This window comes from Streptomyces sp. NPDC048353, from assembly GCF_055587165.1.
In genome coordinates this window covers 979,902-995,599 of the sequence record NZ_JBVJGU010000003.1, presented here as the reverse complement: position 1 = coordinate 995,599, position 15,698 = coordinate 979,902, and the positions used below count along the sequence as shown (strand labels likewise).

The following is a 15,698-nucleotide window of genomic DNA, read 5'->3' as shown; positions in this document are numbered from 1 at the left end:
ACTATGTCGAAAGTTGGTGTGATTTGTTTCATGCGTGCGAGAGCGCAATTGCCCTGTTTGTCGCATGTATATAGGTCCAAAGTGTCGGATCTGTGCGGTCTGAGTACAACGAGTGACGTGACATAACCCTTTGACGTCAGCGTGGTCAGCCTCGTTCACTCCCTCCAGTACCTGAAGCGGGGGGAATTGGGGGGTCATGAGAGTCAGACGCGCACGATGGGGACTTGGGCGAGGTGTTGCGACAGCGGTCGCGGCAGCCTGTGCCTTCACCGGAATGAGTGCCGTGCCCGCCGCGGCGGACATCGCAGCGCCGACGCAGGGCGGCGGGCAGGTCGACGCGCAGTCGGAGAACGCCGACACGCCGGAGAGCCTTGCCGTCGCCAAGGCGAAGAAGAACGGCAAGCCGGTCGATGTGGCGTCGATGCGGACCGAGTTCAGCGAAGTGACGGCACGTCCGGACGGGACGTTGGAGTCGGTCACGCACACGCAGCCGGTGCGCACGCGCAAGAGTGGTGCGTGGGTGGACATCGACCCTGCCCTCGAGCGGGCTTCCGGCGGCATGGTGGAACCTCGGGCGGCCTTGTCCGGTCTCGCTTTCTCCGGGGGAGGTGACAAGCCTCTCGTCCGGATGACGCGCGCCGGCAAAGTTCTCGAGTTGACCTGGCCTGAGCCGCTTCCGGAGCCTGAGCTCGACGGTGCGACGGCCACGTACCAGTCGGTCCTGCCCGGAGTCGACCTTCGGCTGATTGCCACGCGTACAGGGTTCAATCAGTTGCTCGTGGTCAACACCCCGGAGGCGGCGAAGAACCCGGACCTCGCCCAGCTCCGCCTCGGGCTGAACGCCGAGGGGATTGCCGTGCGGGAGAACGCCGACGGCACGCTGGAAGCGGTCGACAAGGGCGCAGGCGGAACGGTATTCACCGCTCCCAAGCCGATGATGTACGACTCCTCGGCCGGCGCCAAGGAGGGGCCGGGCAACCCTGGGACTCCCGCTGCAGCGGCCGCGCGCGGCGCGCGGGCCGCATCCAGCCTGCCCGGCGCCACCTCCGTCGAAGCTCCCGTGCCCGGCGCAGCGCACGCCGCGCCGGTCGGCGTGGAATTCACGGCCGATGGTCACGGCACGGGCGGTGACGACGCGATGATCCTCACCCCCGCACAGTCCCTCCTGCAGGATCCTCGCACGGTCTACCCGGTCCACATCGACCCCGCGTGGGACACCCCGCACACCTCGGCCTGGGCCGGTATCTCCCGGGCTTATGGAGACCAGGCCTACTATAAATTCACGTACAACAGTACATATGTGCACGACTTCGGAACGGGCTACTGTGCATCGCCCAGGTGCGCCACAGCTGATGTGAAGCGGGTCTACTACCGCATTCCGGTGACCGGCAAGTTTGCCGGAAAGCACATTCTGTCGGCCGAGTTCAACGCCTACGAGTCTCACTCCTACAGCTGTAGTGCGAAACCCGTACAGCTGTATCTGACCAAGGCGATCGGGCCGGGCACGACCTTCAACAACTCGACGGTCTCAGGCTTCTGGCAGAAATGGCTCCAGACCGTGACAGCGGCCAAGGGCTGGAGCTCCAGTTGCGCTCCCGGCTTTCTGGAGTTCGGGGCTGCCAACGTCAAGAGCGTGGTGCAACAAGCGGCCACCAATGGCTGGCGGGACATCACCTTCGGCCTTAAGGCGGAGAACGAGTCGGACCCCGCAGCGTGGAAGCGCTTCACGGACGACGCGAGCCTGCGGGTCCACTACAACCTCCCGCCCCGCCAGATCCCGATGAAGTCGCTGACCATGTCGCCCGGGTCGGTCTGCCTTGCCACTGGCGTCAAGATCAACCGCGTGCCGCAGATCACTGCCGTCGCGACCGACCCGGACAACGAGAAGATTGGCGTGCAGTTCGCCGTCAACTGGGACGCGGGCGACAAGACCGGCTACAAGCGACGCTGGTGGTCTACGGGAGCGGAAGGTACGACGCCTTCCTCCAGCTCCTTCAAGGCGTCGGGCTCGCCGTTCTCCGTCTCGCTGCCCGTCGCGATTCCCCAGGGCATCTGGGTGGGGTGGGAGGCGCGTGCCTGGGACGGGGCCGAATGGGGCCCATGGAGTTCGTACGGTGACGCCACCGGGTGTTACATCAACATCGACACCAGTCTTCCCGACGGGCCCCGCGTATCGTCCAGTGAGTTCCCCGGCAGCAAGACACACTCCGACGCGCTGCCCTCGACCGACGGGGTCGGCAGATACGGAACCTTCACGCTCGACAGTGCGGCGGTCGACGTCGTCAAGTACGAGTACGGGCTGGACACCACGGCCTCGGCCGCCAACACGGTTGCGACGACCGACGGAGACCCACGGACGGTCAGTCTGCTTCTCGAAACTTCCGGACCCCACTTCCTCTCGGTCCGGTCCATCGACGGGGCGAATAACGCCTCACAGCCTGAGAATTACTACTTCAATGTCCTGGTGGGGCATCCTCAGCGAGCCGGCTGGTCCATGGACGAACAGCAGGGCGCAACGTCGCTCGCGGGAGCGGAGAGCACCTTCGAGACGACCGCGGGTGCCGGAGCCACCAGCGACCCTGCCGGACATGACGGCAGCGGGCCAGCCGTGAGTCTGAACAACACCAAGACGGGCTATCTGGCCACTGACCGAGCCATCGTCGACACCGACCGCAGCTTTACGCTCTCCGGATGGGTCAAGCCCGTCGGCGTCCTCCCCACGAGGAACTCCGCCGCCATCGCTCAGTACGGCCAGCACCAGTCCGTCACCATGGGACTGCTCGGGGACAAGTGGGCGATCAAGTCGACCACCGCCGACACCGCGTCCGGCTACGGGTGGTACACCGCCGCATCGACCGCCCCAGCGGTCGAGGGCCAGTGGACCCACCTCGCAGGCGTGTACGACGCGGCGGCTCGTACCCTCACGCTCTATGTCGACGGCGTCTCCTCGGCTTCCCTCGCGAACGTCACGATGTGGTCCGCCCGAGGTGCGATGAATTTCGGACGCATGAAGCAAGACGGCGACCCACAGGCGGATCCGTGGTCCGGGGCCCTGGACGATCTCTCGGTCTGGGACCGCGCTCTCGGGGCCACGGAGGTGGCCGAGGCGGCGGCAGGCCGTCGAGTGACGACAGGTCTGCCCGCGAAGGCGCGATGGACGCTTGACGAGCCCACGACCGGACTGCTGTTCGGGCGCTCGGAAACCACCGTTGCGACGTTGGAGAACGGCGCCATCACGGGGGCGGCCGGCACCTCTGGGAAAGCTGTGCACCTCGACGGAGTCGACGACCACATCCGCACCGCACGCCCGCAGGTGGACGGCACCCGCAGCTTCTCCGTATCGGCATGGGTACGTCTGCCGGCCACCACGGGTACGACGCCGAGAATGATCGTCAATCAGCGTGGTGTGCATCAATCCGAATTCCTGCTGTACTACTCCGCGTACGCGAAGAAATGGAGCTTCGGCCGTTACACCGAGGACTCGGCGTCGGCGCCGCTGATCTCGGTACAGCAGCCCGCCTGCACGGCGCCGGTGGCCGGTGCGCCTGGAACGCCCCGCACTCCCTGCTTCGGGCCGACGACGAACGAGTGGACCCATGTCATGGGTGTCTCGGACGCGAAGGCGGGCAAGCTGAGGCTGTTCGTCAACGGCTACCGGGTCGGAGAGGTCGCGTACGCCCAGGCGAAGCCGTGGGTCTCCCCGGGCGGGCTCCAGATCGGGGCGGTGCACCGCGGGGGCGTCAACGGTGAATTCTTCGGCGGAGACGTCGACGACGTGCGGGTTCACGACCGAGTCGTCACGTCGGACGAGGCACGTGCGATGGTGCAACAGCGGCCCCAGCTGGGGGCCCGATGGGCGTTCAACAACTCGACCGGGACGCCCCCGGCGGCACCGGATGACGCGGGTGCCCCCGAGAACGCGGTGATGACCGCGGGCGCCCGGATCAACGAAGAGGGCGGCGCGGTCGTCGGAGACGACGGAAGCCCGTCGGGGAGCCTGCTGCTCGACGGCGTCGGAGCCCATGCGGCCACCACAGCCATGCCGATCCGCACCGGGCAGAGTTTCAGCGTCGCAGGCTGGGCTCAAACCGCGGGAACGCCGAACCGGGACATGACCATGCTGTCGGTCGCGGGGAGTAACCAGAGCGCCGTCGAAGTCGGCTGGGATTACATCAAGACCGTGACCGACCCCGTCACCTCGGAGCCGTCCCACGTAGGGCAGTGGCGTGTCAGCGTCGCGGACAAGGATGGCGCGACCACCACCCGCACGACGGCGGTGCACACCTTCGACGAAGGCGCACGGTTGGGCCTCTGGAACCACCTCGCTGTGGTGTACGACGGCTTCAGTGACCAACTGTCGTTGTACGTCAATGGCGCGTTGGAAAACCAGGTCTGCTCCGAGGAGGCTCCTGCCGGGAACTGCGTCGATCACGTCTCCTGGGCATCGGCTACGCAGCCCTTCGACGCCACCGGCCAGGTGCAGTTCGGTCGGGACCGGGTCAACGGTTCATGGGGCTCCTACTTCTCGGGCGAGATCGACGACGTGTGGATGTATCAAGGTGCGCTGAGCCCCGCTCAGGTCGTAGCCCTGAGCGACCCCAACGTCGAGTCGAGCAGTTACTCGGCTCTGTAGCCGGCAGCGAGAACCGAGGGGTGAGTGAGCGCCGCTTGCCCACCCCTCATCGGCCTGGGGCCGCCTGCCTGACCCGATCTCTCGCCGGCCCTGCTTCCTTCCCCCATCCAGCCGCAACACCGGAGGACGTTCCGTAGTGCGCTCCTACAGATCAGCACGGAGACGGGCCCTGGCCCGGATCTCCCTTGTCACGAGCGGAGCCCTGCTGGGCACGCTCATACAGGGCTTGTCACCCTCCGCGACCACGTCGGCGACGGCCGACGAAAATCGCCCGACGCCCGTTTCGTCCGAGCGGCCCGTGAAGGGCTCCGTGGCGAAGCCCAAGCCGCGACGCGGCGAGCAGCCTTCCACGGCAACCAAACCGGTCATCGCCTGGCCTGCTCCCGGCAACGTTCGCGTGCAACTGCCCTCGCGCGGCGCTGCGGAGAAGACGTCGGTGCGGGTGGGGAAGACGGCCGTAACACTGGGCGCGGTGGGGGGAAGGGGGGCCGCCCGCTCCGGAGCCGGCGGCCGCGCCGCCGAGGCGGACCTGCGCTTCCTGGACCGGTCCGCCGCCGAGCGCGCCGGGATCGACGGCGCACTGCTGACCCTGGGAAACGCGACCGTCGGCACCGCTGCGACACCGCTGACGACGAGGGTGACCGTCGACTACAGCGATTTCACCAGGGCCGCCGGCGGCAGCTACGGCTCACGGCTTCAGCTCGTCCGGTTGCCCGACTGCGTTCTGACGACACCGGAGAAGCCGAAGTGTCGCATTCCGGTCCCGCTCGCGGGACGTAATGACGCCGAGGCCAAGTCGGTCACCGCCGACACCGTCCCGGTACCACCGGCGGCGCCGGCGGGAGTGCGGACGCAGCTAGGCGCCGCCACCACGACCGTACTGGCTGCGGTCTCTGGATCCTCGAGTCTCTCGGGCGATTTCAAGGCGAGCCCGCTCGGAACCTCTTCCTCCTGGAAAACCGAGCTCAACACGGGTGCCTTCACCACCTCGTACGGGATGGCCGTACCGTCGGTGCCGGGCGCCTTCGTGCCCAAGCTCGCGCTCAACTACTCTTCCGGTGCGCTGGACGGCCGCACCTCGAACAGCAACAACCAGGCGTCCTGGGCCGGCGACGGCTTCGACATGTCGCCCGGATTCGTCGAGCGTTCGTACAAGCCCTGCTCCGATGAGGGCGTCAAGAAGGACGACGTCGAGATCGGCGACCTGTGCTGGGGCTATGACAACGCCACGATCAGCTTCGCCGGGCACTCGGGCGAGCTGATCCCCGTGGGCGCGGACGAGTGGCGACTCAAGGGCGACGACGGCACCAAGGTCACCCGCCACAAGGAAGCAGCTCGCGGCAACGGCGCCAAGGACGGCGAATACTTCAAGGCAGTCACCTCGGACGGCACCACGTATTGGTTCGGGTACAACCGGCTCGACAACTGGGCCTCCGGCAAGCCCGAAACCAAATCGGTCTTCACCGTGCCGGTCTACGGCAACAACGCGAACGAGCCCTGCCACACCAGTGACATGAAGACCTCCTGGTGCCAGCAGGGTTGGCGCTGGAACCTCGACAAGGCGGTCGACTCCAAGGGCAACGTCATCACCTACTGGTACAACCAGGAGGGCAACTCCTACGGCCGGTACCTCACCGCGGCGGACGACACCCCCTACGTACGCGGCGGAACCCTCGACCACATCGAGTACGGCCTGAAGGCGGCCGACATCCATTCGGCCACCGTCAAACCGATGGCGCGGGTCGACCTCAGAACCGCCGAGCGATGCCTGGAGACGAACGCCTCCCTGTGCGACGCCGCGAAGATCGACACGAACCGCCAGTACTGGTACGACACGCCCTGGGACATGAATTGCAAGGCCGGAACGGAATGCAACGCCGGCCGCTTCTCCCCCACGTTCTTCACGCGCACCCGCCTCGCTTCGGTCACCACACAGACACTGCAGCCGGACGGCGTCTACAAGGACATCGACTCCTGGACCCTGCACCATCGATGGGGTACATCCGACAGCGACTACCAGCTGCTTCTCTCCTCGATCGACCGCAAGGGACTCGCGGGGGCCACCCCGCTGTCCGTGCCGCCGACGGTCCTCGGGTACGACGAGCGGATCAACCGCCTCGACAAGAGCGGTGACGGGCGCGCGCCGTTCATCAAGGAGCGGCTCTCCAGCATCACCGACGAAGCCGGCGGCCAGCTCGACATCAACTACTCCGGGGAAGCCTGCTCTTGGAGCCGTCTGCCGACGCCGCAGACCAACACCACGCGGTGTTTTCCGCAGCAGTACCAACCGAGCAACAAGATGCCCGTCACCACCGAGTGGTTCAACAAGTTCGTCGTCGACTCCGTGACCGCGACCGACCTCACGGGCGGTTCGCCGGACATGGTCACCCGGTACACCTACCTTGGCGACGCGGCTTGGGCATTCGACGACGACGAGGGGCTGACCAAGGAGAAGCTCAAGACCTGGTCGCAGTGGCGTGGCTACCAGCACACACGGGTCCAGACCGGTAGCACGCTCGCGATGTCCACGCAGACCGACCACTGGTTTCTGCGGGGCATGGACGGGGACCGCAGCGAACCCGCCGACAAGACCGCGACGCGCTCCGTGAGCGTGGCGGACGGCGTGGGCGGCACCCTCAAGGACGATCAAGCATGGTCGGGCCACGAGTTCCGGGTCGAGTCGTATGACAGGCCTGGTGGCAAGATCCTGGCAAAGCAGATCAAAAGGCCGTGGAAGAAGGAGACCGCGAAGCGCGTCCGCGACTGGGGCACCACCACTGCCAACATCACCAACACCGAGACGACCCGTTCCTTCACATCCCTCGACGACGGAGCCGGCAGCCGGTGGCGCGAAACCCGCTCCAACAGCGCCTTCGATGCCTACGGCCGCGCCGTCACTTCGGAGAACCTCGGTGACGTCTCCGATTCCACCGACGACCAGTGCACGCGTACCACCTACGCCGACAACCGCGGTGCCTGGATACTCACCGGTGTCATCCGCAAGGAGACGGTAGCGGCGAACTGCGCCACGGCGGTCGACCGTGACACCCGCGCGGACGGGTCCTCCGCCGTCCTCTCCGACGTGCGCACCCGCTATGACGGTCAGGCCTACGGCGCGGCACCTGTCAAGGGCCTTCCCACACTGGTGGAGACGCTCAAGGAGCGAACGGGGACCAAAGCCACCTACTTGGACAGCGCGGCGACCTTCGACGCGTACGGTCGGCCGCTGACCGCGACAGAACTCGCTTCCACCAGCGTCTTCGACCCCTCTGACGGGACGGCCACACCGGTCACCACGGCCCACTCGGGTGCGCGGACCACGTCCACGGTCTACACACCCGCCACAGGACGCCCGACCAGGAGCACGGTGACGACCCCTCCGGCTACGGTCGGTGTCGCCGCTACGGCACAGCAGTCCACGACGTACTACGACACTCTCCGGGGGCTACCGGCGGCGGAAGTCGACGCCAACACCCTCCGCACGGACGTCGTGTACGACGCGCTGGGACGGAGCCTCAAGCTCTGGAAGCCCGACCGATCGAAAGTGAGCGGCAAGACACCGAACGTGGAGTACCGCTACCACGACGGCGCGAACGGCATTCGTTCCGTCGAGGCGCTCATTCTCAACAGCGACGGCTCCCAGACATCGAGCTTCGTCCTGTACGACGGGCACCGTCGTGAACGACAGACCCAGGGACCCGGCGACAACGGAGGAAAGCTCCTCACCGACACCTTCTACGATGCCCGCGGCAATGTAGAGCGCACGCACGCGACTTACTACGCCACGGAGGCGCCATCAGGGCAGCTTTTCAAGCCCGAGAACGCCACCGGAGTCGAGACCCAGACAGTGACCGAGTACGACGGCCTGGACCGCGCCACGAAAGTCACTCAGCTCGCGGGCAACGGAGTCGGTCTCAAGATCCTGTCCAGCAGCCGCACCATCTACGGCGGCGACCGTGTCACGGTGATCCCCCCAAAGGGAGGTACCACCACCACGTCCATCGCGGACGCGGCAGGCCGAGTCGTCGAGCTGCTCCAGTACCGGAGCGCGGAGCCCTCGGGCCCCGCGGACAGCACGAAGTACGCGTACGACCCGGCCGGTCGCCTCGACAAGCTGACCGATCCGTCGGCCAACGTCTGGACGTGGACGTATGACCAGCTCGGCCGCCAGACCAAGGCGACAGACCCGGACACCGGCACCTCGAAGAAGCACTACAACGACCGCGGTGAGCTGACGAGTAGCGAGAACGGCAACAAGAAGAGCACTGCCTTCCGCTACGACAATCTCTCGCGCCAGATCGAATCACGCGCGGACAGCGCGACCGGCACCCTGCTCACCTCCCAGATGTGGGACCCCGCACAGAACAAGGGCAGGGTGGGAAGTTCCAGCCGCTACGTGACGGCCGGTGCGAAAACGTACGAGTACAAGTCGACGGTCAACGTCTACGACGCCCTCTACCGGCCGACCCGTACGACCCTGACCGTTCCTTCGGTTCCGGGGCAGGAGGGCCTGGCCGGCAATTACGTCACCGGTACGACGTACTTCCCCGATGGCACGGTGAAGTCCCTGGCCTATCCGGCCGCGGGTAATCTCGCCGGTGAATCCTTGGCGTTCACCTACGACTCGCTGCACCGGAGAGTCAGCGCCGGCAGTCAGATGTCCGGATACCTGGCGAAGCAGACGTACAGCCTCACCGGCAAGCCGCTGCAGTCCACGCTCAACGCCGGTGGAAAGAACATCTGGGTCGGCAACGCCTGGGAGCACGGCACCCAGCGTCTCGTGGGGAGCCGTACCGACCTGGAGGGTGGAGACGGTGCGGAGCGCGCGGCCACCTACACCTATGACGAAGCGGGCAACGTCACCTCGCTGAGCGACACCTCCCGGTACGGTCAGGACTACCAGTGCTTCACCTATGACTACGTCGGGCGCCTGACCGAGGCGTTCACGCCGACATCCACACCTTGCCCCGCCTCGCCCTCTGCCGCGACCCTGGGAGGCCCGGCTCCGTACTGGACCAGCTGGGCCTACAACACCGATGGCACCCGTAAGACGGAGACCGAGCACGACCCCGCCGGCAATGCCGCCGCCGACAAGGTTCGCACGTTCACCTATCCGGCCAAGGGCGCGGCTCGGCCCCATGCGCTCCTCGGTACCAGCACCCTCACGGGCGGCACGGGCTCGTCCGTCGACGAGTCCTATGCCTACGACGACAGCGGCAACACGACGGAGCGGCACCTGAAGCCCGCACCCGGCACCAGTAGTGATCAGATCCTCGAATGGGACGGCCAGGGCAAGCTCAGCAAGATCACTGACACGGTCAGGAGTGGGACCGACGGGCTGACCGTCACGACAGCGAAGACCAGTGACTATGTCTACGCCCCGGACGGCAGCAGGCTGCTGAGCCACAGCGTCGATTCGGCGAACCCGGCGGCGGAGACCACGACCCTCTACCTGGGAGCCACCGAGCTTCAGCTGACCAAGGGCGCGGCGAAGCCGAAGGCTACGCGGTACTACGACCTCGGCACGGCGATCGCCGTTCGGACAGACGACAATCGGGTGTCCTTCCAGGTCGTCGACCACCACAACACCGGCACCCTCGACATCGACGCCGCAGGCACCGAGGTCGACCAGCGCCGCATGACGCCCTTCGGTAAGCCGCGCGGTGGTTCTCCCACCGGCTGGGCAGGCTCCCGCGGTTTCGTCGGTGGAACCATGGACCCGACCGGTCTGACCCACCTCGGGGCGCGTGAGTACGACCCCGTCACCGGTCGATTCATCAGCGTCGACCCGATCCTGGCCACGGGGGACATCCAGTCCCTCAATGGCTACGCCTACTCCAACAACAACCCCATGACCCTCTCGGATCCCTCGGGCCTCCGCCCTGAGGGAATCTGCGGCGGCAACTCCAGCACCTGCCGTCCGGACAATCACCCCAATGAGATGTCCGTGACGTACCACGAGTCCTGGCAGTACATGGGCACCGGTTGGAAGTGGAGCAACTACCAGGAGGACAAGAAGGGGAAGCGCTGGTACACGTACGGCGGCGTCAACTGGGGCACGGTGGTCGACCTGACGCCCCGCAAGATCCGGTGGAACCGGAACACCCTGGCCGGCGCGCTACGCAGCGTCGTGGCCACACTCGACGTCATCAGGCCCCTGCCCATCGGGCCGTCGGCGACTCAGTCGTACGACGCCGTGGTGCAGGGACTGGGCTTCGACACCAGTGACCCGGGTTATGAAGACGGCGAGACCATGGTCGATGCCGTCGGGCTCGCCTTTGCCGGAGTCGGGGCGGCCAAGGGCGTGGCGAAACGCTGTGCGAAGTCGAACAGCTTCGTAGAAGGAACGGAAGTCCTCCTGGCCGACGGCACGGCCAAGCCGATCGAAGACGTCCGCGTGGGAGACAAGGTGCTCGCGACCGACCCGGAGACGGGGGAAACGCGAGTCGAGACGGTCGAGGCCGAGATCACGGGCGAGGGGCTCAAGCACCTGGTCAAGGTCACCCTCGACACCGACGCCAAGGCCGACTCGAAGCCGTCCCAGCTGACGGCGACCGACGGCCACCCTTTCTGGGTGCCCGAGCTCGGCAAGTGGGTCAACGCGAAGGACCTGAAGCCTGGCCAGTGGCTCCGCACGAGCGCTGGCACGCACATACAGGTCACGGCGATCGAACGCTGGACCAGTCCGGGTACTACGGTCCGTAACCTGACGGTTAGTGACCTGCACACGTACTATGTGCTGGCGGGGCAGACTCCGATCCTCGTTCACAATACGGGTGGGGCAGGTTTTGACCTCGATAAATATGACCGCCCAGGGTACAGCAACTATGTACTGGTCGACCGGAATAATGTGCCCTACTACAGCGGGATGTTTGGTCCCAATGAATCACCGGCGTCTGTTCAGCGACGCCACAGTGGAACCTATAATCGATTCAACCCTGCAAGCGGCGATAGGATGGACGTGTATCCGGGCACACGGACCTATGGCCAATCCCGCCTCCTTGAACAGCGAATGACAGACCACTTCGGCACGTACATCGGAGATGACGGCGTCAACTACAGGGGTAATCGCCAGAACCCTATGGATCCCAAGAAGACGCCCGGGTACCTGGCATACGAGACGTTCAAGAATGGAGGGTGTCCGTGAGCGGTGACAATGTGAGGGCCAAACTAGCGGAGATCGTATTGGAATTCTCCGAAATGACGGGAAGTCTTCCTTCATTGAAAGAGTTCTTGCAGCTGCTGGAGTGGTCGTCGGATGGTATTTATTCCACGCCTCTCGCCTTTGAGGCTACCCTGGCGGACGGAACCGTCTACTCCGGCCCGGGAGGCTCCAGGGTGCCTGAATTGAGCGATTCGCTGTTTACCGACGTGGCCGACATCCTTGCTGGTTCGTCCGATGAGGGAAGCACGAAGCCTGTGTCCCCGTCCGGCCTGGCGGACATCCTATTGTCCTTCATCAATGACGAAGCGGCGACCCTTATAGATGTGTCCAGTGGAGACGTTTCCCGGCTCTCATTCGCATCGACACGGAGCGCCAGCAAGCCCGAGATTGGGGACATCCTAGCAATTCCTGCCAACGGCAGCTGGTATGCAGGGATCGTGGTGGCTCGCAACAGATTCGGGGTTGCGTTCGGAATCTTCCGAGAAAAGTTTGATTCCTTGGCGTCCGTAAGTCCTCGACATTCCTCCGCGCGTAGATTCCCTGTTTATAGTGATGACGAGCAGGTTCTGAATGGTTCGTGGCAAGTGATCGGGCATAATGAAGGCCTGCTTTCGGCTTTCCCTGACGAACCTGAAATTTACCACTCGCCGATTCCGGTGTGGCCAGGGCGTAATTTTGGGGAGTTTGGCGCAGCCGAAACTCCGGCAGGGGATATCAGACTGATTGACGGCGATGAAGCAAGGGCCATCGGGATTGCGGATGGGAGTTACAGGCAGTCGCATACTAGTGACTTCTTGCAGCTGTCGCTGGAGAGTTTGGTAACTCGCTGATATCGACCTACTGTTGCTTCCTCTAGGGCCTCGCTACTGGTCACTGGCCTGTGGGCGGTAATCGAAGGGGATCGACCCAATATGAGAAAGCCGCCGGGGCGTGCATCGAGCACACCCCGGCGCTTTCTTCCGAGTCGCCAGCGATTTCGGTGCGATGGGGGACCCGAACTGCCCCGCTTTCGTTACAGGCAAAGTCAAAGGTCTCACAGGCTGGGCGCGAGGGAGAGTAGCTGATGCATGCCCTGGTGCTCACCTTCATGCAGTCGTGAAAAGGGCACCCGGGACTGTCCCATGGCTGCTACGGGAGCGCTTGACGGCAGTTAGTTGACGGCAACGTCAGCGGACGAGGGCGGCACAGGGTGGCGGTTCATCGCCGTCGTCGTTGGCCGTCTCGGTGATCGCCGGGCCGTTGAGCGCGGTGCTTTCGATAGCGTCTCGCTGGAGGCGGAGTCGAACGTGGGCATAGACGGTGGCGGTAACGCCGATGTGGGCGTGGCCGAGAGTTCCTCAATCACGACGAGTTCCACGCCTTGCTCCAAGAGCAGCGTGGCGGTCGAATGGCGGAGGTCGTGAAAGCGGATGCGGCGGAGGCCGGCCTTGCGGAGGAGTGCGGTGAAGGTGAGGGTGAGTTTGGTCGGGTCGGTCGTTCTTCCCTGGGGAGTGGTGAACACGTGTCCGCTGTGCTGCCACGTGGCGCCCGCGGCCTCCCGCTCGCGCCGCTACTGCTCACGGTGGAGCTTCAGCGACTGGACGCAGCGGGAGGGGAGGGCGATGCGGCGTTCGGAGGCCCGCGTCTTGGTGGGCAGCGTGGTGAGCCCACCTGCGGGGGCGCGCTGCAAGGTTCGGCGGATCGCGGGTGGGGTCGGTCGGCTCCGTGGCCTTACCCACCTGTTCGGGCCGGGGCCCGCGTCGGGCAAGGCCAGGGGTCCACTCGTTCTTGCGGTCAGGCTCAAATCCTGCCCGAGTTGCCGACCAGCGTACGGCCCCCTGACCATGCCCGGCCCCAACCCGAACAGGGCACCGGCCAAAACCCACTCCGCAGACCTCACGTGCGTAGCCGTCTGACGGCAACCCCGACGGCAACAGGGGCGCACGGCACCGCACTTCCGCGCACACCCACGGACTGGCCTAATTCCGCTGACCTGCGAAAACGCAGATGACAGCACCTCAGCACGCACACGTACTATGTGCTGGCTGGGGCCACCCCGGTCCTGGTTCACAATTGTGGCGGCCAGGACGGGAGGTCGTGGCGTCGCGGGGAGTGGTCATCAGACGGCTTCCTGGTCGAGTCAGGCGCGGATGAGGTCGGTGAGGGCGTGGGTGGGGATGCGGCGGGCCAGCCGAGAGTGATCGAGGCGAGCTGCCGAGTACGGAGAAAGTTGTAGACGGCCGACCGGCCGAGCTGGAGCTGTGCCATTACCTGGGGAACCGTCATCAGCTCCTGCGTCCCGCCCGGCCCGTGGTTGAGCACGGTGGGCTGGTACGAGGTCATCAGCAACCCCCTTCCGCTACGAACTGCCGCTCCAGCTCTCTGCGGTGCCAGACGCCAGCAGCGAGGATCCCGGCGCCGGAGCTGTAACCCGAACCGAGGTAGGACCAGTGGCCGGGGACGAGGGTTGTCATCGGGTCGAGGTCGGGAAGGCCGGCGTGGGCGCGGCCCTGCTCGGTACGCCAGGCGCGGCAGGCGTGGCGCAGCGCGCCGACGGTGGCCGAGTAGCAGCGGGACCTAGTGGAGAAGTGACCCCGGAAGCCGAGCATGTGCGCCCACTTCCAGAGCCTGAGAGCGGCGAACCCCGGCAGCTTGCCCAGCTTCCAAGAGGTCCGGATCATCTGCCGTGCGTGGCGTGCGACGGAGAGGCGGGGCAGTGGCCGGGCCTGTCCGGTGCCAGTGCATGCGGTGCACTGGACCGGGGTTCCGTGCGCCGTGAGAGTCACACCGCGTCCCTGGCAGGGGCGGCAGAGCAGGGCCCGGTTGAGGGTGCCGGAGGCGTCTGCGGACTTGGTGGCGTGCTTGGCCACGTAGGCGGCGAGGGCGTGGTCGGTCAATCCGGCGTCGGTGTCGAAGGCGACGATCTCGCGTACGTCGAGCTGTTCGCCTCAAGCGAGTTCGCGTTTCCCGACCGCGTCGGACACGACCGCGATACGGGCGCGGACGGCGGCGGCCGGGATGGCGTCGTCGGGCAGGGCGACGGTGGCGGACGATGGTGGGGGCTGGGTGCTTCCGTCGGGGCCGTCGAGGCGGATCACCGCATGGAAGTGGACCAGGCCGCGCTTCTGGTACTCGGCGACCTTGGCGAAGGAGACCCAGGGGCCGCGCGGGTGGCCTTCTGGGTGAGCCCGAGCCGGGCGGCGATCTCGCGGGGCAGGTAGATCGTGAAGCGTGCCCACAGCGCGGAGGCGTGGGCGTAGAACAGGACCGCAGCCGCGTAGTCGTACGTCGCCGGTTCAGCGGGGTACCGAGCAGGGTGTCTGTGGGTTCGTGGAGCTTGCCGCAGCGGCAGGGGCGGGGGGCCGTCGTCTGCGTTGGCGGGGCGGTTGTGGACGGGGCCGAAGGAGGGGTTGGTGAGGGTGGCGAAGACGCGGGGGTGGGCGCGGACGATTTCGGGGACGGTCTTGCCGCCGGTCAGGCCGGCGCGGATGAGGTGGTATGTGTCGGCGGCGTAGAGGCGGGAGCAGGCTGGGCAGCGGGAGGCGCGGCGGTTGCCGCACGCGGTGAGCAGGCTGCCCGTGGGCTCCTCGGACGTGGCATGAGAGCGCAGGACCTCGCCGGTTGTGGTGTCGACGGTGGTGGTGTGACCGGTGAGGCGGACGGGTTCGGTGCAGCCGCCGAGGTATTCGATCTGTGGCTGTGCGCGGTCGAAGTTGGGGTGGTTGACGAAGTGGAGCAGGTCCCGTACGGCGGGGCTTGCCACGTGGCGTAGGTCCAGGGTGATCATGTCGGGGCGTGTCCCTTCTGTCGGGGTGGGTGGCCCCGAGCAGCAACCGGCCAGGAGAGGAGGCGTGTTGGTGTTGCGGCATGACGAACCGGGCCCATTGGTGGGCGTGGGGTTCGGTGGGGTGATTCGGCCAG

Annotated in this window: 4 protein-coding genes and 3 pseudogenes; 3 read left to right on the top strand and 4 right to left on the bottom strand. The window is 66.0% G+C overall.

The genetic code is table 11. From position 1 onward, the window contains the following. The first annotated feature begins 274 nt into the window (after positions 1 to 274). The 3 genes from ACZ6RC_RS14705 to ACZ6RC_RS14695 all read left to right on the top strand — a co-directional run bounded on the left by ACZ6RC_RS14705 (position 275) and on the right by ACZ6RC_RS14695 (position 12,628). Positions 275 to 4,633: a LamG-like jellyroll fold domain-containing protein gene (locus ACZ6RC_RS14705; protein ID WP_469582547.1), complete on the top strand. Its 4,359-nt coding sequence runs from the start codon at positions 275 to 277 to the stop codon at positions 4,631 to 4,633. 310 nt (positions 4,634 to 4,943) lie between these two features. Further along, complete coding sequence (locus ACZ6RC_RS14700; RefSeq protein WP_469582544.1) at positions 4,944 to 11,780, top strand: polymorphic toxin-type HINT domain-containing protein; 6,837 nt, start codon at positions 4,944 to 4,946, stop codon at positions 11,778 to 11,780. Then, complete coding sequence (locus ACZ6RC_RS14695; protein ID WP_469582541.1) at positions 11,777 to 12,628, top strand: hypothetical protein; 852 nt, start codon at positions 11,777 to 11,779, stop codon at positions 12,626 to 12,628. Before ACZ6RC_RS14700 ends, ACZ6RC_RS14695 begins: the two co-directional genes overlap by 4 nt. A gap of 336 nt (positions 12,629 to 12,964) precedes the next feature. Here the strand turns inward: ACZ6RC_RS14695 and ACZ6RC_RS14690 are convergent. The 4 genes and pseudogenes from ACZ6RC_RS14690 to ACZ6RC_RS14675 all read right to left on the bottom strand — a co-directional run. Next, a pseudogene (locus tag ACZ6RC_RS14690) lies at positions 12,965 to 13,482 on the bottom strand (site-specific integrase); the annotation flags it as partial. Positions 13,483 to 13,917: 435 nt separating this feature from the next. Beyond that, a pseudogene (locus tag ACZ6RC_RS14685) lies at positions 13,918 to 14,120 on the bottom strand (helix-turn-helix domain-containing protein). Next, positions 14,120 to 14,875 (bottom strand): annotated as a pseudogene (locus tag ACZ6RC_RS14680) (replication initiator). Before ACZ6RC_RS14680 ends, ACZ6RC_RS14685 begins: the two co-directional pseudogenes overlap by 1 nt. Beyond that, the gene (locus ACZ6RC_RS14675) at positions 14,872 to 15,564 is read right to left on the bottom strand and encodes a replication initiator (RefSeq protein WP_469582538.1); all 693 of its coding nucleotides are present in this window, start codon (positions 15,562 to 15,564) and stop codon (positions 14,872 to 14,874) included. The pseudogene ACZ6RC_RS14680 and the gene ACZ6RC_RS14675 overlap by 4 nt, the downstream one beginning before the upstream one ends. Positions 15,565 to 15,698 lie beyond the last annotated feature (134 nt).